Source organism: Streptomyces dysideae, from assembly GCF_001514305.1.
In the GTDB taxonomy this organism is placed as follows: domain Bacteria; phylum Actinomycetota; class Actinomycetes; order Streptomycetales; family Streptomycetaceae; genus Streptomyces; species Streptomyces dysideae.
Genome location: NZ_KQ949082.1, coordinates 43,942 through 62,565 on the forward strand (window position 1 = coordinate 43,942; position 18,624 = coordinate 62,565).

An 18,624-nucleotide genomic window follows, 5' to 3' on the forward strand; every position below is an offset into this window, starting at 1 on the left:
GAGAAAATACTACCTGGTCCACAGGGGTGCTTCCGACCAACCTCAGATGGCCAGGGAGAGCAGCACGGGGGCGGCGTTCCGGTTCAGGGCGTCGGCCGCCTGGCGGAGCCGATGCGCGTGCTCGACCGGGAGTGACAGGGCCAGACAGCCCACCGCGGACCCGGCCGTGATCGGGACGGCCGCGCACACCGTGCCCACCGCGTACTCCTGGAGGTCCAGGACCGGCACCGTCGGCGGCTGGGACTCCAGACGGGAGAGCAGGAGCTTGTCGCTGGTGATGGTGCGCGAGGTGAGGCGGGCCATCTTGTGGCGGGAGAGGTGGTCGCGGCGGCCGTTGTGGTCGAGCTGGGTGAGCAGGCTCTTGCCGACGGCGGTGGCGTGGGCGGAGTAGCGGAAGTCGACCCATTCGTTGACCGCGGGTGTGGTGGGACTGTCGGCGTACTGCGTGACCCTGACCTCTCCGTCGACGTAGCGGCTGATGTAGACGGCGGCACCGACGGAGTCGCGCAGTTGGTCGAGAGTGCGCTGGAGCTTCTCGTGCAGGGCCTCGTCGCGGTCGTGGGTGGAGGCGAGGCGGGTGAGTGCGTCGCCGGTGACGTAGGAGCCGTCGGCGACCTGCTCGACGTAGCCCTCACGGCGCAGCATCCGCAGGAGCGTGGTCAGGCGCTCCGGGCCGATGCGGGTGTGGTGGGCGAGCTGGTCGTCGGTGACTCCGGTGGTGTGCCGTGCCACGATCTCCAGGACGCGCAGTGCGTCCTGGGCCGAGTGGTACGGCGCGGTCGGCTCGTGCTTCAGCGCCACGGTGTTCCCCCTGCGCTTGTTGGGCCGTGTTCCGGACAGCCAGGCTCCTTTCACGATAGCTGTCAACCGATGCCGTCGTAGGGGCTGTTGCCGAGATTTCATGGCCGGTATTCGGTTCCCGCACCTGCTGTGAGCAGGGGATTATTCGATCGGCATGTGCCAACGGCCGGGTGTCGGACACCGGACGCGATGTCCGGCACCCAAGACCCGGCCGTTGGTCAGGACCCTACAGAACCGCGCTCAGGAATTCCCGCGTCCGTTCATGGTCGGGGTCGCCGAACAGCTTCTCCGGCGGACCGGACTCGATGACCCGGCCCGAGTCGAACATCAGTACCTGGTCGGAGATGTCCCGGGCGAAGTTCATCTCGTGGGTCACGCAGAGCATCGTGATGTCGGTGGTGCGCGCGATCTCCCGGAGCAGGTCGAGCACCCCGGCCACCAGTTCGGGGTCCAGGGCCGAGGTCACCTCGTCGAGCAGCAGGATCTCCGGCCGCATGGCGAGGGCCCGTGCGATGGCCACCCGCTGCTGCTGACCGCCGGACAGCTGGGTGGGATGCGCGGTGATCTTCTCGCGCAGGCCCACCATGTCGAGCAGCTCCTCGGCGCGTTCCTCGGCCTCGGCGCGGTCCATGCCGAGAACGTTGACCGGCGACTCGGTGATGTTCTGCAGCACGTTCATGTTCGGGAACAGGTTGAACTGCTGGAAGACCATCCCGATCTTCTTGCGGATCTCGCGCTGGTACTTCTCACTGGCCGGCTTGAGGGAGCCGCCCGGGCCGGCCATGTGGGACAGCGGCTTCCCGGACACCATGATCAGGCCGCCGCTGATCCGCTCCAGGGTCATCAGCAGCCGCAGGATGGTGGTCTTGCCGGAGCCGCTCGGCCCGATCAGAGTGACGTGCTGGCCGCGCTCGACCGTGAAGTCCAGGTGGTCGAGCACGACGTGGTCGCCGTAGCGCTTGACCACCTGGTCGAACACGACCAAGTGGCCCGCCGCCGTCTCCGGCGCGCGGTCCTCGGGGTTCGTCTTCTGCAAAGGGTCAGTGGCCAAGGCGCTTCTCCAGCTTTCTCATCAGAAGCGAGGTCGGATAACTGGCCGCCAGGAAGATCAGCCCGGCGAGGGTGAACACCTCGGCGTACACGAAGTGCTCCGAGCCGTACTCCTGGGCCTCGAAGACCATCTCCGAGACCGTGATCACGGCCAGGAACGGGGTCTCCTTGAACATGGCGATGCCGTAGTTGCCGAGCGCGGGCAGCACATTGCGCACGGCCTGCGGCAGGATCACCGCCTGCCAGGTGCGGCGCGGCGACATCGACAGCGCCCGGCAGGCCTCCCACTGGCCCTTCGGTACGGCGTCGATGCCCGCCCGGTACACCTCGGACAGGTACGAGGCGTAGTGGATGCCGAGCACCGCGATGCCGATCGTCAGCGGCTCGAACGAGTTGAAGATCGTGTAGGCGCCGACCAGCTGGACGAGCAGCGGGGTGGACCGCACGAACTCCGTGAGCGCCCGCACCGGAATCGTCACCAGCCGGGTCGGCGCCCGTCCGGCCATGGCGACGACCAGGCCCAGCACGGCGGCGACCAGCGTGCCCAGGACGGTGGCCAGGAGGGTGGTCTTGAACCCCTCCATCAGCAGCGGGAACGCCTCCCGGACGGCGTCCCAGTCCCATTGGTAGTTCATCCGCCACCTCCCGTGGCCTGCGCGACCTCGGCCTTCTCCGCCGACTCGGCGCTGCGCGAGCGCAGCAGGCTGCGGGCGCTCGTGTGCTGGCCGAGCCGGGTCTTGGCGTGCCGCTCCAGCAGGTTCATCAGCAGGGTCAGCGCGTAGGCGAGGATGAAGTACATGACCAGCAGGGTCAGATAGGCCCAGGTCGTCTCGCCGGTGCGGTCACGCATCTGCTGGATGACCGTCGTCAGATCGGCCGCGGTGATCAGCCACAGCAGCGGGGTCGCCTTGAGCAGCTGGATCAGCAGGTTGGTGAACGGCGGGATCATCTGCACCCACGCCTGCGGCAGGATCACCCTGCGCATACGCTGCGCGGGCGTCATGTTCAGCGCGACGGCCGCCTCCCACTGCCCCTTCGGTACGGCGTTCAGCGCGCCGCGCACCACTTCGGAGCCGTACGCGCCGTAGTTCATGCCGAACGCCACCACACCGCAGAACAGCGGGGTGAGCTCGTAGCTGAACAGCAGTGGGAACGCGTAGTACAGCCAGAAGAGCTGGACGTACAGCGAGGTGCCGCGGAAGAACTCCACGATGACCCGTGACACCCCCCGCACGAGCACATGCCTGCTGTTCGCCATGAAGCCGAAGGCGAAGGAGAGGGCGAGAGCGACGATCGCTCCGAGGACCGTGGCCTCGATCGTCACCCACAGCCCCGACCACACATTCGGCAGGTGGTCGAAGAAATACGAGTAGAAATCACCCATGGGGTCGAGGCCCCCGTCAGGCCTTGCACAGGTCGGCGGTCTTCAGATCCGCCGGCGGGATCGTCTCCTTGCCGAAGCCGTACTCGCCGATGAGCTGCACATAGCGCTCGTCGTCCGAGGTGATCTTCTTCAGCTGCGTGTTGAAGGCGTCCCGCAGTTCCTCCTGGCCCTTGCGGAAGACGGCACCGCCGGGGCTGTACTGCTTCACGCCGTCGATCTCCGGGACGAACGCCTCGGTGACCTCCAGGCCGCTGTTGTTCTTGGCGAGCCAGTTCAGCGAGATGCTGGTTAGCAGGAACGCGTCGATCCGGCCGCTCTTGACGGCGTCCGCGCCGTCCTGCGGCTTCTGCAGCGTCTTGATGTCACCCTCGGAGATGCCCGCGGCGGTGGCGTAGCTCTTCTCGACGGCCCCCGACATCACACCGATGGTGACCCCGGCGTCCTTCGCCGACGCCAGGTCGGTCAGGTTCTTCGGGTTGCCCTTCTTCACCATCATCGCGGTGGGCGAGATGAACTCCGGTTCGGAGAACAGCGCCTTCTCGCAGCGGTCCGGGATGATGGCCATACCGGCGCTGATCACGTCGTACTTGCCCGCCTGGAGGCCGGGGATCAGACCGTTCCACTCGGAGAAGGTCGGACGCAGCTCGTCGACACCCAGCGCCTTGAAGATCTCCCGGTGCAGCGTGGGCGCCTCGCCCTTGAGCTGACCGTCCTCCTCGTAGCCGTAGGGAGCCTCGTTGGCGTAGGCCACCTTCACATAGCCCTGCTCCTTGAGCTGGTCCAGCTTCGACCCCGCGCTGTCGCTGCCGTTGTCCGTCTTGCTGCAGGCGGCGAGGAGACCGGGGACGGTGAGCAGGCCGCCGACAGTCGCCGTTCTGGTGAGGAAACCGCGACGGGACAGGTTTGGGAACTCGGACATGGACAACCTCCAGAGAGCCTTGCCAGGACTTGCCGTACGAAGACCAGTGGAGGCACCTGCCCGATCCCCGGACGCTATGCGAACAGACCTGGGGATGTAATCCAACGGTGACTGGAACGATATCTTTCTGTTTTGCCTTTCGAATGAATGTACGAAGGCATGACCCGGGCTGTCGCAGGGGAAGGGCCTTGCATGGCCGATCGCTATCTGGAGGTCTCCCTCGTCAAGCGGGGAGTCCGCTGCACCGCAAAGCTCCTCGACGACCGGGCCCCGGTGACCTGCCGGGCTGTCTGGGACGCCCTCCCGCTGAGCAGTGACGTCTACCACGCGAAGTACGCCCGCAATGAGATCTACGCCCTCTTCCCGCCGTTCGCGGAATCCGAACCACCGCTGGAGAACCCGACGGTCACGCCCATCCCGGGAGACCTCTGCTACTTCTCCTTCGCGGGCGCCGAGCTGGGCACGAAGGCGTACGGCTACGACCGTGAGGTCCGCGCCGGTACGACCCTCGTCGACCTGGCCCTGTTCTACGAGCGCAACAACCTCCTCCTCAACGGTGACGTGGGCTGGGTGCCCGGCATCGTCTGGGGCCAGATCGTGGACGGGCTGCCGGAGATGGCCGAGGCGTGCAACGACCTGTGGCGGACGGGGGCGGCGGAGGAGACGCTCAGTTTCCGCCGGAAGTCCTAGAAGGAAGTCCTAGAAGGAAGTCCTAGAAGGAAGTCCTAGGGGGACGTGATCCCGGCCTCGTACAGCGCGTGCGCGGTGCGCAGTACGAGGTCGTCGCGGTGGCGGGCGGCCACGATCTGCAGGCCTACGGGCAGACCGTCGCCGTCCGTGCCGACCGGGACCGTCGCCGCCGGCTGCTGGGTCATGTTGAACGGGTACGTGAACGGCGTCCACCCCGTCCACCGGTGGTGCCCCGACCCCTTCGGCACCTCGACGCCCGCCTCGAACGCGGTGAGCGGGAGGGTCGGGGTGACGAGGAGGTCGTGGGTGTCGTGGAAGTGGCCCATCCGGCGGCCCAGCTCCATGCGGACGTCGACGGCGGCCAGATAGTCGAGGGCGGAGTAGCGGGCGCCGATCCCGCAGATCTCCCGCAGCCCCGGGTCGAGCAGCTCCCGCTGGTGCGGCCCGAGATGCTGGGTCACCCGGGCCGCCCCGCTGAACCACAGGGTGTGGAAGGCGTCCACCGGTTCGGTGAGGTCGGGGTCGATCTCCTCGACGTACGCGCCCAGCCCCGCCAGCCGCTCCACCGCCCGCCGCACCGCCGCCGCGACGGCGGGACTGACCGCCACCTGCCCGCCGAGGGACGGCGAGTACGCGACGCGCAGCCCGTGCACCCCGCCGGACAGCCCCGCCACGAAGGAGCCGGGGGTCGGCGGAAGCGCCGACCAGTCGCGGGAGTCGGGGCGGCCGATGACGTCGAGCAACAGCGCCGCGTCCGCCGCGTCCCGCGTCATCGGGCCGACATGGGCCAGCGTGCCGAAGGCGCTCGCCGGGTAGAGGGGGACGCGGCCGTACGTCGGCTTCAGCGCGAAGATGCCGCAGAACGCCGCCGGGATACGCACGCTGCCGCCGCCGTCCGTGCCGAGGGCCAGCGGTCCCGCGCCCATTGCCACGGCCGCCGCGGCGCCGCCGCTCGAACCGCCGGCGGTGCGTGTCGGGTCGTGCGGGTTGCGGGTGACGCCGCTGAGCGGGGAGTCGGTGACGCCCTTCCAGCCGTATTCGGGGGTCGTGGTCTTGCCGAGGAAGACGGCGCCGTGCTCACGCAGCCGGGCGACGGAGGGGGCGTCCTCGTCCCAACTGCCCTGCTCCGAGACCGTCTTGGAGCCGCGGAGCGTGGGCGCGCCGCGCAGCAGCAGGATGTCCTTCACTGTGACCGGAACGCCGTCGAGGAGACCCTCCGGCTCGCCGCGCCGCCAGCGGTCGGCGGACGCGCGGGCCTGGTCCAGGGCCTGGTCCGCCAACAGGCGTACGAAAGCGTTCACTTCCGGCTGGATCCGCTCGGCCCGTGCCAGTGTCGCGCGGGTGGCGTCGACGGGGCTGAACTCGCCCTTGCGGTAGCCGTCGAGGAGTTGTACGGCGGTCAGTTCGGTGAGGTCCGTCATGCGCCCTCCAGATCGGGTGAGTTCAGCGTCCCGGTACGTATCCGCGCTGCTTGTCGACCACGTTCACCAGCGGTCTGCCCGCCTCCCACCGCTCGTACAACTCCACGAACTGCGCGCCGAGCGCATCCCGCCAGCCGATGGTGTCGCCGCTCATGTGCGGGGACACGATCAGGTTCGGGACCCGCCACAAGGGGCTGTCGGGGGTGAGGGGCTCGTGCTCGAACACATCGAGCGCCGCCCCCGCGATCCAACGCTTGGCCAGTGCCTCGGCCAGCGCGTCCTCGACGACCAGCTGGCCGCGGCCGACGTTGACGAAACGGGCGGCGGGCTGCATCACGCCGAAGCGGCGCGCGTCGAACATGCCGTACGTCTGCTCCGTGAGCGGCGCGGCCGCGATCACCCAGTCGGCGCGGGCGATCAGCCGGTCGAGGTCGTCGGGGCCGTGGACGCCGGTGCGCGGGGTGCGGCCGACGAGGGCGGTGGTGATGTCGAGGGCCTTGAGCGTGCGGGCGATGGTCCGACCGATGGGCCCGGACCCGACGACGCACGCGCGCGTGCCGGCGATCCGCATCGACTCGCGGTGCCGCCACTCCCGCGCACCCTGCAGCTCCAGGGTCCGCGGCAGGTCCTTGCCCATCGCAAGGACCAGCGCGGCCACGTACTCGGCGATCGGCTGGTCGAAGACACCGCGCGCGTTGGTGACCACGGTGTCCGAAGCGGTGAGTTCCGGACACATCAGATGGTCCACGCCCGCGCTCGCCGTGTGCACCCAGCGCGGCCGGGGACCCGCGCCGGGCCAGGCGTGGCGTACGGCGTGCGAGGCGAAGTCCCAGACCAGCAGGACGTCGGCGTGCGGGAGGCGCTCGGCGAGGGTGGACTCGTCCGCGTGCTCGACCCGGGCGCGGCCGGTGAGACGGCCGAGACGGGGGAGGGGTTCGGCGTCGAGCACGAGGACCGTCGGGACGGATGCGGGTGCGGTCATGCGGAAGCCGTTCCTCAGGGGGATCATTGGGTGTGGCGGGCCGTCTGACATGCGAGGTTTGACCACGCTCGCACCCCAACCTACCTTCGTCAACACGGGCGTACGTACGGTCCGTTGCTCACCCGTTTCTCGCAGTGAGGGCGGTGCCTGCCATGGACGCCATGGACATCTCCTTTCTCGGCGGACCTCGCCCGCAGCGCGGTGTCGGAGTCGTCGCCCCCTTCGACTTCGCCCTGGACCGCGAACTGTGGCGCTGGGTGCCGGACGAGGTCTCCCTGCATCTGACCCGGACGCCGTTCGTCCCCGTCGAGGTCAGCCTGGATCTGGCCCGCCTGGTCAGCGAACACGAGACGCTGGCCGACGGCGCCCGGACCCTGACCGCCGTCACTCCCGAGGTCGTGGCCTACGCCTGCACGTCCGGCAGCTTCGTCGGCGGGATCGCCGGCGAGCGCGCGATGTGCGAGGCCATGAAACGGGCGGGCACGGTGCCGGCCGTGACCACGTCCGGGGCGCTCCTGGAGGCGCTCGCCGAGCTCGGCGTACGGCGGGTGGCGCTGGTGACGCCGTACACGGTGTCGGTGACGCGGGCACTGGAGGAGTACGTCGCGGAGGCCGGCGTCACGGTCACCGGCTGCGCGTTCATGGGCCTGACCAGGCACATCTGGAAGGTCCCGTACCGCGATGTGGTCGACATGGCCCGGGACGCGGCACGGGGTGCCGCGGACGCCCTCTTCATCAGCTGCACCAACCTCCCCACCTACGACGTGATCCCGCAACTGGAGGCGGAACTGCGCATCCCCGTGCTGTCGGCCAACCAGGTGACGATGTGGGCGGCGCTGCGTCGGCTGGGTACCCGAGCCGTGGGGTCGTACCAGGCGCTGATCGATCCGACGGCGCGGACCGGCCCCGTACTGCCGGACGAACCGCGCGTGCCGCACGAAGAACAGCAGGAAGGTTCGACATGACCGCACTCGGATTCCTCTACCCGGGACACTCCGCCGAGGACGACTACCCACGCATCGAACAGCTGCTGGGCAGCAACGTCCGGCTGGACGTGGTGCACACCGACATCGGTACGGACGCACACCGGGTGGACGCCCTGCGCGAGATGGGCTCATCGGAGCGGCTCGCGGCCGGGGTGGAGGCGCTGCGGCTGACGGGCGCCGAGGCGGTGGTGTGGGCGTGCACCAGCGGCAGCTTCGTCTACGGCTGGGAGGGCGCCCACGAACAGGTACGGGGTCTGGCCCTCGCGGCCGGGATGCCGGCGTCCTCGACGTCGTTCGCCTTCGTGCACGCGGTACGGGAACTGGAGGCGGGGCGGGTCGCGATCGGCGCGACGTATCCGTCCGACGTGGCCGGCCTCTTCGCGGACTTCCTGCACGCGGCGGGCGTGACGGTGACCGGGGTGCGCGGCGCCGGGATCATCACGGCGGCGGAGGTCGGGACGTGGGGGGAGGAGGAGGTGTTCGCGCTGGCTCGGGAGGCGGACGCGGACGATGCGGAGGCGGTGCTGTTGCCGGACACGGCGCTGCACACGGCGGCGTACATCCCGGCGCTGGAGAAGGAACTGGGGAAGCCGGTCCTCACGGCGAACCAGGTGACGGTGTGGGAGGCGCTGAGGCTGACGGACCGGCGGGTCAACGCGCCGGCGTTGGGGGCGCTGTTCACACGGGAGCCGATCGTCCAGGTGTAGGGAGTCGAGGGCGCCGCCGCCAGGGGGCTCCGCCCCTGGACCCCCGGCCTATGCCCACCCACCGCCCGTTTGCGGTCGGGAGAGAGGCTGGCCCAGCGCCTCGTAGCTGACCCGGCGTTTCGGGCGGGGCCCACCCTTCTGCCGACCCAGTCGGGCGGTGGGTGGGCACAGGCCGGCGGTCTGGGGGCGGAGCCCCCAGTGCGAGGCCGGCCACAGCGCCCCGTACCCGGGAATAAACCGGAGACTCCCTCCTGTTAACGCCGATCAGGACACCACAGGGCGAAACCGCAGGAGGCACACGTGGCGGCAGACGAGATCCGGGGCACAGAACTTGGCACCGCCCCCGTCCCCCTCTCCGTACTGGACCTGGTAACCGTCGGCGCCGGCCGAACCGCCACAGACGCCCTCCGCACCAGTGTCACCCTCTCCCGCCTCGCAGAGACCCGCGGCTTCCACCGCTACTGGGTCGCCGAACACCACTCCATGCCCGGCGTCGCCTCGTCTTCCCCGGCCGTGATCCTGGCCCACCTGGCCGCCCACACCACCCGCATCCGTCTCGGCTCGGGCGGTGTCATGCTGCCCAACCACGCCCCGCTGATCATCGCGGAGCAGTTCGGCACACTCGAGGCCATGGCCCCGGGCCGCGTAGACCTCGGCCTCGGCCGAGCCCCCGGCACGGACGGCGCCACCGCAGCCGCCCTCCGCCGCAACGACCGCCTCAACGAAGTTGCCGACGACTTCCCCGAGCAGCTCGCGGAGCTCACCCGCTTCCTGGACGACGACTTCCCGGACGGCCACCCGTACCGCCGTATCCACGCCGTCCCCGGCCCGATCCAGGCGACATCCCCCGGCGGCGTCCAGTCCCCGCACCGCCCGCCGATCTGGCTGCTCGGCTCCTCCGGCTTCAGCGCCAGGCTGGCCGGCGTGCTCGGGCTGCCCTTCGCCTTCGCGCACCACTTCTCGGCGCAGAACACCATCCCGGCCCTGGACCTCTACCGAGAGTCCTTCAAGCCCTCCGCCGTACTCGACGAGCCGTACGCCCTCATCGGCGTCTCCGCGCTCGCCACCGACGAGGCGGAGGAGGCCCGCCGGCAGGTCATGGCCGGCGCGCTGAGCATGATCCGGCTGCGGACCGGGCGGCCTGGACTCGTCCCGACCCCGGAGGAGGCGGAGGCGCACCCCTTCAGCCCGATGGAGCGGGAGTTCATCGAGTCCTGGAACGCCAACATCGTGCACGGCACCGCGGACGAGGTCCGCTCCGGCCTCGACGACCTCCAGAAGCGCACGGGCGCCGACGAGTTGATGCTCACGTCCCACGCCCACAGCGGCGACATCCGCGTGCGCTCCTACGAACTCATCGCCGACGCCTACGGATTGCCGACCCTCTGATCCCGGCCGCAGCCGCCGCTCACACCCGTACCGTTCCTGAGGACTGAGCAGGAGTGAGCCTGATCAGCCGCACGCCCCGAACGGTCCTGGGCGTACTGGTCCCCGGCGTACTCGACCCCGGGGCGGCGACACGCATCCTGTGCGTGGTCCGGGCCCGGGAGGCCAGTTCCCTGCGCGACCTGGCCAGGTGGGTACGGCCAGTGGCGACGGGGAGGCCCCGAACCATCACTCCGGTGGAGCGGGGGCCCCGCACGCTGACGCTGTACCCGGCGTCCCAGATCGTGCGATCACGTTAACTCGGTCGGCCCAGGGCGCCGCAAGTCCGCGAGCCGACCATCACACGATCGAGCTGACTCGACCTTGTGCGCACTCCTTGGCGAGCAGTCGCCAACCCCCAACAACTCGGAGATGCGATCCGGCGACACCGGCCGTGAATACAGCCACCCCTGGCCGGTGTCGCAGCCGATCCGCCGCAGGCGGCCGGCCTGAGCCGAGGTCTCCACGCACTCCGCGGTGACCGTCAGGCCCAGCCGGTGGGCGAGTTGGATCATCGCCTCGACCACGACCTCGTCGGCGGGGTTGGGCGGCTCGCCCGTGCCCTCGTACTGGAAGCCGCGGACGAAGGATCCGTCCAGTTTGAGGACCGAGACGGGCAGCCGGCTGAGATAGGCCAGGTTCGAGTAGCCGGTGCCGAAGTCGTCGATCGCGATGCGTACGCCCATGTCGCTGAGGGCCTGCAAGGCCTGCAGAGGGCGGCCCGCCGAGCCCATCACCGCCGACTCCGTCAGCTCCAACTGGAGCAGGTGCGGGGCGAGTTCCGTCTCGGCGAGAAGTTCCGCCACGTCCGCCACCAGGTCCGAGTCCCAGACCTGACGGACCGCCACGTTCACGCTCACGAAGATCGGCGGCTCGTCGGGGTGGTCCAGCTGCCAGCGGCGGGCCTGTCGGCAGGCGGTCGCCAGGACCCAGCGGCCGAGCGGGACGATCGAGCCGTCCTCCTCGGCCAATCCGATGAACCGATTCGGCGTAAGTGTGCCGAACCGCGGGTGGTTCCAGCGCACCAACGCCTCGACCCCGCCCAGCCGGCCGTCCTCCATGTTCACCAACGGCTGGTACTCCAGGGCGAATTCGCCCCGTTCGATGGCCGGGCGGAGCGTGGAGGCGAGGGCCTGGCGGGTCATGCGGTGGGCGTTGCGCTCGGGGTCGAAGAGGGTCCAGCGGTCCTTGCCGTCGGCCTTGGCCCAGTAGAGGGTCGTGTCGGCCGCCTGCATCAGGGCGGTGGGGGTGGTGCCGGCCGCGTGGCGTTCCACGACGCCGATCGACGCCGACACCGACAGCCGGCGGCCGGACAGGTCGTAGGGGGCCTGGATGGCCTTGAGGACCGACTCGGCGAGGTCGGCGAGCTGCTCGGTGCCCGTCGAGTCCTCGACGAGCAGGGCGAATTCGTCGCCGCCGAGCCGGGCCACCAGCGGCGCGCTCGATCTGGCGCGGCCCGCCTCCTCCGCGCACTGCGTCAACCGCTCGGCGACGGCGGCCAGCAGCCGGTCGCCGACGCGGTGCCCGAGAGTGTCGTTGATCGCCTTGAAGCCGTCCAGGTCCAGATAGCACAGGCCGATCCGGCCGGTCGTGCCGCCCTCCTCATAGGCCTCCGCGTCCATTGCCGCCGACAGCCGCTCGAAGAACAGTGTGCGGTTGGGTAGCCGGGTCACCGGGTCGTGCATCTGCAAGTGCCGCAGTCTGGCCTGGAGTTCGCGCTGCGCGCTGATGTCGGCGACCGACAGCAGGACACCGCCCTTCTCCTCGCCGGACAGCGGCGTCACCGTGACCTGGATCCACAGGGAGTGCCCGTCGGGATGCTTCAGCCGGCGCGAACAGCGCAGCCGGGCCTGCCGGCCGCGCAGCATCTCGCGGTACGCGTGCCAGGTGCGGGCGTCGCTGGAGAGGTCCACCAGATCGGCGGCGACCGCGCCGGTGAGCGCGTCCGGCACCGTGCCGAGCAGGTCGGCGAGGGTGGCGTTGGCTCTGACGACCAGGCCCGCACGGTCCACCACCGCCATCGCGAGGGGCGCGGCGGCGAAGGCCGACCCGAAGGGCGGGGGCGACGGCAGGCCGCCCGGCCCCGTACCAGGGGATGACTCCCCGTTACTCTCTGTGACGGCCGGCCGGATGAGGTCTGCCGCGGGCGTCGGCCCTTCGGACGTTCCGCTCACCGCTCGCTCCCGCAGTGCACTCGGTCTTCGGATGGGTCTCGTGGGATGGCCGGCCGGGGGGGTGGTCGGTACCGGGCCGTGTCCGTGCAGGGAAGTGCCAGGAAAGTGTGCCGATCATAGAGGCTGGCCCCGGGCCCTTCCAGCCACTGTCCAGTGTCCCGGATGGACCCGCCGTTCCGACAGATCGTTTCTGCCCGCACCTGGCCGGGTTCTTCGGGCACCGGATCACATGTGACGGACCGTGAGCGGTTCGGGGGTGTCGGCGGCGGGTTTGGTCCAGCCCCCTCACTCATATGGTGCAGATAAACAGGGCGCAGTATGACAATTCCACACAGGCTGAGAGCGGTGTCCCGCGAACCGCTCCCGGAGGTCCATGTGCCGCGACTGCGCGCCGCCGCCGCCGTGTTCACCACCATGTCGGCGCTCGCCGCGACCTCTCTGGTCACCGGCCCCTCGGTCGCCGAGTCCTTCGACGCGGCGTCCTGCGCCCTGAAACGCACCGAGGCCCACCACTCCGAGGGCCTCGACACCTGGAACGCCGCCTATCCGCGCCCGGTCCGCGCGCTGGACGCGGTGATGATCTTCCTCTCCTTCCCGGACTCCGTCCCGCTGACCACGCCCGCCGAACTGACGGCCGACCACTTCCCTGCCACCAGCCACTTCTTCGAACGCGCCTCCTACGGCAAGTTCGCCCTGCGCCCACATCCGCTGCCGCGCTGGATCCGTATGCCGCGCCCCTCCACGGCGTACGCCATACAGCGCGACTGGAACGCCGCGCACCGCGCCGCCTTTCTGCGCGACGCGCTGACGGTGGCGGACGCCGAGGTGGACTTCTCCCGCTACGACATCGTCTACTTCGTCGCCGACCCGGACGCGCCCGGCGTCGACTCGGACGCCACGAAGGTCGTCAACCTGGACACCCCGATGCGGGCCGACGGCACGGACATCCGGCGGGTCGTCACGGTGTTCGAGAAGCATCCGCCGGACCGGCTGGTCCTCGCGCACGAGACCGGGCACGTCTTCGACCTGCCGGATCTCTATCACCGGCCGATGGACGGCAAGGGCGACTGGGACACGCATGTCGGCGACTGGGATCTGATGGGCAGCCAGTTCGGGCTGGCGCCTGATCTGTTCGGCTGGCACAAGTGGAAGCTGGGCTGGCTGGAACCGCGCCAGGTGGTGTGCGCGCAGGGGCAGCACGGGAGCGGGCCGACCCGGCTGACGCTGGAGCCGCTGGGCGCCGGGCCGGGCATCCCGGTGCCGGCGGGGGCCGCCGGGGCCACGTCGGCGTTCGGGCTCGGCCGGGGCACCAAGCTCGCCGTGGTCCGCACTGGCCCCGACAGCGCGCTCGCCTTCGAGGCGCGCGGGCCGGTCGGCAACGACGCGGCGGTGTGCCGACAGGGCGTGCTGGTCTACCGGGTGCGCAGCACGGCCGAGTCCGGGGGCGGTCCGGTCGAGGTGATCGACGCGCATCCGCGGGGCGAGGCGTGCTGGGAGGAGTCCGTGTATGCGCCGCTCGCGGACGCGCCGGTCGCGCTCGGCGAGAGCTTCACGGTGCCGGGCGAGCGCGTGCGGGTGGAGGTGGAGGGGCGTACGGCTTCGGGGGCCTGGACGGTGAAGATCACGGTGGCCTGATACAGCCGTCCGGCGGAGGGTGGCGTGCCGATGCAGCCGTACGCGAAAGGCCCCCCACTTCCGTGGAGGGCCTCGCTGTCGGTGCGCCGCCAGGGACTCGAACCCCGGACCCGCTGATTAAGAGTCAGCTGCTCTAACCAACTGAGCTAGCGGCGCCTGCTGACGTCGTAGACCTTAGCATCCTGATCGGCGGGAGGAAAAATCGATATCCGCACCGCCGTGCGTGCCGCCCGTACCGCCGCCCAGAGCAGGATCTCGGGGCCCGGCAGCCAGGGGTGACGGGTGTCAGGGGCGACCAGCCAGCGGGAACCGGACCGGCTCGGGGAGTCCGCGCCCCGCAGTGCCGGGACGGTCACCGCGTCGCCGGTGCCGTGGCACAGAAGTGGCGGGATCGCGCCCTTGCGGTCGTACTCCTCCCAGCGCAGCAGCGCGGGCAGCCGCTGTGCCGTGCCCGGCCCGGCGAACAGCAGCATCCGCCCCCGGAACGCCGCCACCGGGCCCGACCCCGGCCCCTCGTCCCACAGCCGGTCCAGCATCCGGCGCCCGAAGATCGCGGGCACGCTGACGACGTCGAAGACGGCACCGCAGGGCAGGACCACGGGGGCGTCCGGCCGCTCCGCCCAGAGGGCCAGCATGCTCCGCGGATACGTTCCCGCCGAGGCGAGCCAGGTGGCTCCGTCCGAGGTGACGCCCGAGGCGCCGTGTGTACAGCTCATGCCGTCCAGATCTACCGGGCGTGAGCGTGCTGTTCCGGAGGGTTGCCGGAAACCGGGACAGGAGGGGCAGGCAGGGGGTATCTTGCCCGCCTGGCATATGCCAGCGCAGGCGCGTGGCGGGGGCGCGACGGGGGCGCGAACGACCTGGGGAACGCCCGCCGGGCCGGTCACACCGGGTCGATGTGCCCCCGCCCCTCGACGCCCCGCATCAGATCCCTCCCGAACTCGACCATCTTCTTCGCATAGTCCTCGGTCCACTCGGCCTGCTCGGCGATGTCCGCGGGCGTCAGCCGGTCGAACCGGCGCGGATCCGCCAACTGGGCCGCCGCCATCGCCTGGAACTCCACGGCCCGGTCCGCCGCCGCACGGAACGCGTGTGTCAGCTCGGTCGCCCGGGCCAGCAGCGCGCGGGGGTCGTCGATCGACTCCAGATCGAAGAAGTGCTCCGGATCGGCGGCCGCCTGCGCGGGGTCGAAGAGCAGGGGCGCGGGGCGTAGCCGCGGTTCGTTCCGACGCGGCGTGTGCTCCGCCATGTCTTCTCCTCCTCGTACGTCATGGATGAACCCTCAGTGGAGTGGCCACCGTCCATTGTCTCGCGCCCGCGCAAGAGGGCCTTGGGCGCAGGTCAGACGCTTGAGCGCCGGTCACGGGCGCCACTCCACCCGGTGTTCCGCCAGCCGCGCCAGCACGGCGTGGTTGGCCTCCCAGCCGTCCGGGAACTTCACGAGCGTTCCCAGCTGGACCGGCTCCGTCGACGGATAGTCGTCCAGCAGGTCGCCCACCCCTGCCCGGCACACGACGATGCACGCGTGCCGGTGCCGGGAGGTGAGGACGCACAGGCGGCCCGTCTCCAGGTGGAAGGCGGTGGCGTCGGGACGGCCGGAGAGGGGGTGCAGGACCACTGTGACGTCGTACTCGCGGCCCTGGAGACGGTTCGCCGTGTCCACGGTGACGTCCGTGACGCCCAGCTCGGCCAGGGCGGCCCGGACCGCTGCCGCCTGGTCCCGGTGTGCCGTGCCGACGGCGATGCGGTCGGCGGTCAGGGGAGCGGGGTCGGGGGAGCGCTCCGAGGTGGCGGCGCCGCCCCGGTCGAGGAGGCGGCGTACGACCGTCGCCACCGCCCGCACCGCCTCCGGGTCCGTGCGGGGCGTGTGCCGCGCGGGCAGCTCCAGCAGGCCCCAGCCCGATTCCGCCGCCTCGTCGATCACCCGGTCAGGGCCCGAGCCGTCGGAAGGGACACCGAAGGTCAGCTGCCGGTCGCCGTGGTCCGTGCCGCTGCGGAACCGCGTGTACGAGTAGAAGGCGTCCGAGACCAGCGGCGCCGCGGACGCCGGGAGGCGCCAGGACACCGGCAGACGGTGCTGGGGCAGCTCGGGATTGTGGGCCAGCAGGGTCGTCACGGCCGAGGCCGACGGGTCGTACGACAGGCCCGCCCACTGCTCGCTGCCGACGATGGAGAAGGGGTCCAGCTGGCCCGGGTCGCCCACGAACAGCGCCCGCTCGAACAGGCCTGCCACCGCCAGCAGCGAGTCCGAGCGCATCTGGTACGCCTCGTCGACGATGGCGTGCCGCCACGGCTCGTCGACCTTGACGTGCGCCCACTTGGCGGCTGTGGAGATGACCACCGCGAGGCCGCTCAGGTCGGCCGCCTTCGCGGACTTCCGTACGTTCGGCAGATCGTCCAGCGCCTTGTCGTACGGGTCGGCGTCACTGCTGTGCAGGCGGCCCACCGGCAGCTCGGCGTTCTTCTCGGCGAGCCTGAGCACCAGGTCGTCGACCTGGGCGTTGGTCTGCGCGACCACCATCAACGGGCGTCCGGCGTCGGCGAGTTCGAGGGCCGCACGGACGACGAGCGTGGACTTGCCGGCGCCGGGCGGGGAGTCGACGACGACGCCGCGGGCCTGGCCGTTGAGGGTGTCGTCGAGGATGTCCGCGGTGGCCCGCGCGGCCTCGGCGCCGGGGTCGAAAACGGCGGTCACAGCACGTCCTCCTCGGTCACGGGATCGGGAGCGGGAGCCGTCGCCTCGCCGGGCGGGCCGCCGTGGGTCCACGGGGTGTTCTCCGGGTCGGGCAGCTTCGCGCCGCCCCGCTGGTCGTGCTCGAAGAGGGTGAAGCAGAGCCGGTCCCCCTTCTCCGGCACCGACCCGGTCTCGGGCTCCTTGCCGCGGCCCATCTTGTCGACGATGCGCAGGACGACCAGGGCGCCGTCGTCCTCGTACCCCACGAACTCGGCCGCCTGCGGCTTCCCGCCCAGTGACCGGTACACCTTCGCCCGCTCGCCCAGCTGCGGCCGGTCGTCCGTGCGGACGGTGACCAGCGGGCGCGGGCTGGGCCGCTTGCCCTCGCTGTACGCCATGACGACGTCCGTCACCTCGCCCGCGAACGCCTCCCCGGCCAGCCGCCGCCCCGCCATCACCAGCGGGTCGTCGAGGGCCTCCTGGGCGTCCAGACGGGCCTGTTCACGCTCGCGCGAGGCGAGCTTGTTGGCGGCGGTGACGGCGTCGTCGCGGCGCGGCTGCGGGGGTTCGCCGGCGAGGACGCGGTCGCGGTGACTGGTGAACGACCAGCGGTCGCGCGTCCACCGCTCCTCGACGTGCGCACCGTCGGGCAGCGCCCGCAGCAGGTCGAGGCCGCGCCACACCGCGTCCCAGGTGGGCCGGGTCCGGCTCTCGACGAGGGCGCGGATCTCCCGCTCGGCGGCGGTGAGGTCGCCCAGCCGGTCGTCGGCCTGCAGACCGTCCTCGGCGGCGGCGAGGGCGGTACGCGCGCGGTCGTAGCGCTCGATGGCGGGGGCCAGCAGTCTGTTGTCGAACGCCGGGTCGGTGGCCGGGCCGGCGGGCGGGCAGCACAGCTGGCCCTGCGGGTCACGGGCGAGCTCGGCGCGGAGCGCGGCCTCGGCGCCGGTCGTCCCCTCCGGGGGGTCGATCCAGGCGAGCAGCGCGCCGAGGTGCTGGTCCTCCAGGGTGGACTGGCCGGTCGCCCAGTGCCGGGACAGGACGTCCGTCATGGCCAGCAGCAGGGCGGAACCGGGGACGCGGGCCCGCTCCCCGAAGTGGGTCAGCCACCGGCCGAGCAACGGCACGCGCGGGGGCGCGGGATGCGGCGTCTCCGGGTCCTGTTCCGCCGTACGGCGAAAGCGCATGGAGCGGCCGAGCAGCCGTACGAAGTCGGCGCCGGCGCGGCTCGGCACGATCAGCTGCGGGGCGTCCGCGCACAGCTCGACCTCGACCTTGACGCGTTTGCCGGTCTCCGGGTCGGTCTCGTTGCGCTCGGCGGCCTCGACGATGTCGGCGTACGCCTCGACGTACGGCAGGACGACGTCGGCCAGCTCGGCCAGGAACACGAACCTGAGGTCGCGGTCGCGCGGCTGCGGGACGACCAGCAGCCGCGGCGCGTCCCGGTCGGTGCCGACCAGCGCACCGAGCGGGGCACCGGCCTCACCTGCGGTGGTGAGCGGCACGAAGACCAGGGGCCGATCGGCGAGATGCCGGTGCCGGACGGTGGCAGCGGCGTGAGCGCGGCCCGTACTGACGGCTTCCAGCCGGGCCAGCGTGGAGATCAGCGACATCGGGGCATCTCCGTCCGGCTGGTCATCGGGGCGGGTGGCTGCGCGGCTGCCGTGACGCGGGGCCTGGTCGCGGTCACCGGGGCATCTCCGTCCGGCCGGTCATCGGGGCGGGCGGGCGCGGTGATGGCTTCCAGTTGGGCCGGCGTGGAGATCAGCGGCACCGGGG

The 18,624-nt window shown here is 71.0% G+C and carries 17 protein-coding genes and 1 tRNA gene; 5 read left to right on the forward strand and 13 right to left on the reverse strand.

From position 1 onward, the window contains the following. Nucleotides 1-42: 42 nt before the first annotated feature. From AQJ91_RS15140 to ehuB, 5 genes are all read right to left on the reverse strand, one after another. Complete coding sequence (locus AQJ91_RS15140; protein WP_067021217.1) at nucleotides 43-801, reverse strand: IclR family transcriptional regulator; 759 nt, start codon at nucleotides 799-801, stop codon at nucleotides 43-45. A 226-nt stretch (nucleotides 802-1,027) separates the two neighbouring features. After that, nucleotides 1,028-1,852: an ectoine/hydroxyectoine ABC transporter ATP-binding protein EhuA gene (gene ehuA, locus AQJ91_RS15145; RefSeq protein WP_067021219.1), complete on the reverse strand. Its 825-nt coding sequence runs from the start codon at nucleotides 1,850-1,852 to the stop codon at nucleotides 1,028-1,030. Next, on the reverse strand, nucleotides 1,842-2,486 hold the full coding sequence (gene ehuD / locus AQJ91_RS15150) for an ectoine/hydroxyectoine ABC transporter permease subunit EhuD (protein ID WP_067021221.1): 645 nt from the start codon (nucleotides 2,484-2,486) through the stop codon (nucleotides 1,842-1,844). The genes ehuA and ehuD overlap by 11 nt, the downstream gene beginning before the upstream one ends. Continuing rightward, entirely contained in the window at nucleotides 2,483-3,235 is a 753-nt protein-coding gene (gene ehuC / locus AQJ91_RS15155; RefSeq protein WP_067021223.1) for an ectoine/hydroxyectoine ABC transporter permease subunit EhuC, read from the reverse strand. Before ehuC ends, ehuD begins: the two co-directional genes overlap by 4 nt. 16 nt (nucleotides 3,236-3,251) lie before the next feature. Continuing rightward, nucleotides 3,252-4,154 (reverse strand): ectoine/hydroxyectoine ABC transporter substrate-binding protein EhuB, encoded by a 903-nt coding sequence (ehuB, locus tag AQJ91_RS15160; RefSeq protein WP_067021225.1) that lies wholly within the window; start codon nucleotides 4,152-4,154, stop codon nucleotides 3,252-3,254. A gap of 192 nt (nucleotides 4,155-4,346) precedes the next feature. On the opposite strand from ehuB, the gene AQJ91_RS15165 reads away from it, so the two are divergent. Further along, the gene (locus AQJ91_RS15165; RefSeq protein ID WP_067021226.1) at nucleotides 4,347-4,844 is read left to right on the forward strand and encodes a DUF3830 family protein; all 498 of its coding nucleotides are present in this window, start codon (nucleotides 4,347-4,349) and stop codon (nucleotides 4,842-4,844) included. A gap of 35 nt (nucleotides 4,845-4,879) precedes the next feature. Here the strand turns inward: AQJ91_RS15165 and AQJ91_RS15170 are convergent, their stop codons facing one another. Continuing rightward, nucleotides 4,880-6,265, reverse strand: coding sequence for an amidase (locus tag AQJ91_RS15170; RefSeq protein WP_067021228.1), 1,386 nt, complete (start codon nucleotides 6,263-6,265; stop codon nucleotides 4,880-4,882). A 22-nt stretch (nucleotides 6,266-6,287) separates the two neighbouring features. Next, a complete protein-coding gene (locus tag AQJ91_RS15175; RefSeq protein WP_067021230.1) occupies nucleotides 6,288-7,247 on the reverse strand; it encodes a D-2-hydroxyacid dehydrogenase in 960 nt (319 codons plus the stop codon). Between the two features lie 161 nt (nucleotides 7,248-7,408). Between AQJ91_RS15175 and AQJ91_RS15180 the strand changes: the two genes are divergently transcribed. The 3 genes from AQJ91_RS15180 to AQJ91_RS15190 all read left to right on the forward strand — a co-directional run bounded on the left by AQJ91_RS15180 (nucleotide 7,409) and on the right by AQJ91_RS15190 (nucleotide 10,329). Continuing rightward, nucleotides 7,409-8,212: a maleate cis-trans isomerase family protein gene (locus AQJ91_RS15180; protein WP_067021626.1), complete on the forward strand. Its 804-nt coding sequence runs from the start codon at nucleotides 7,409-7,411 to the stop codon at nucleotides 8,210-8,212. Further along, nucleotides 8,209-8,940 (forward strand): maleate cis-trans isomerase family protein, encoded by a 732-nt coding sequence (locus AQJ91_RS15185; protein ID WP_067021232.1) that lies wholly within the window; start codon nucleotides 8,209-8,211, stop codon nucleotides 8,938-8,940. Before AQJ91_RS15180 ends, AQJ91_RS15185 begins: the two co-directional genes overlap by 4 nt. A gap of 300 nt (nucleotides 8,941-9,240) precedes the next feature. Continuing rightward, on the forward strand, nucleotides 9,241-10,329 hold the full coding sequence (locus AQJ91_RS15190) for an LLM class flavin-dependent oxidoreductase (protein ID WP_067021234.1): 1,089 nt from the start codon (nucleotides 9,241-9,243) through the stop codon (nucleotides 10,327-10,329). Between the two features lie 287 nt (nucleotides 10,330-10,616). Here the strand turns inward: AQJ91_RS15190 and AQJ91_RS15195 are convergent, their stop codons facing one another. Next, entirely contained in the window at nucleotides 10,617-12,539 is a 1,923-nt protein-coding gene (locus AQJ91_RS15195) for a putative bifunctional diguanylate cyclase/phosphodiesterase (protein WP_079084931.1), read from the reverse strand. A gap of 345 nt (nucleotides 12,540-12,884) precedes the next feature. Here AQJ91_RS15195 and AQJ91_RS15200 point away from each other — a divergent pair, with 345 nt between their 5' ends. Continuing rightward, nucleotides 12,885-14,174 (forward strand): M6 family metalloprotease domain-containing protein, encoded by a 1,290-nt coding sequence (locus AQJ91_RS15200; protein ID WP_407696860.1) that lies wholly within the window; start codon nucleotides 12,885-12,887, stop codon nucleotides 14,172-14,174. 82 nt (nucleotides 14,175-14,256) lie between these two features. Here the strand turns inward: AQJ91_RS15200 and AQJ91_RS15205 are convergent. From AQJ91_RS15205 to AQJ91_RS15225, 5 genes are all read right to left on the reverse strand, one after another. Continuing rightward, nucleotides 14,257-14,330, reverse strand: a tRNA-Lys gene (locus AQJ91_RS15205). Beyond that, nucleotides 14,321-14,890, reverse strand: coding sequence for a bifunctional DNA primase/polymerase (locus AQJ91_RS15210; RefSeq protein WP_067021238.1), 570 nt, complete (start codon nucleotides 14,888-14,890; stop codon nucleotides 14,321-14,323). The genes AQJ91_RS15205 and AQJ91_RS15210 overlap by 10 nt, the downstream gene beginning before the upstream one ends. 167 nt (nucleotides 14,891-15,057) lie before the next feature. Continuing rightward, nucleotides 15,058-15,423: a hypothetical protein gene (locus tag AQJ91_RS15215; protein ID WP_067021240.1), complete on the reverse strand. Its 366-nt coding sequence runs from the start codon at nucleotides 15,421-15,423 to the stop codon at nucleotides 15,058-15,060. A gap of 111 nt (nucleotides 15,424-15,534) precedes the next feature. Then, complete coding sequence (locus AQJ91_RS15220) at nucleotides 15,535-16,869, reverse strand: AAA domain-containing protein (RefSeq protein ID WP_067021242.1); 1,335 nt, start codon at nucleotides 16,867-16,869, stop codon at nucleotides 15,535-15,537. Then, the gene (locus tag AQJ91_RS15225) at nucleotides 16,866-18,458 is read right to left on the reverse strand and encodes a hypothetical protein (protein WP_067021244.1); all 1,593 of its coding nucleotides are present in this window, start codon (nucleotides 18,456-18,458) and stop codon (nucleotides 16,866-16,868) included. Before AQJ91_RS15225 ends, AQJ91_RS15220 begins: the two co-directional genes overlap by 4 nt. Nucleotides 18,459-18,624: the final 166 nt, after the last annotated feature.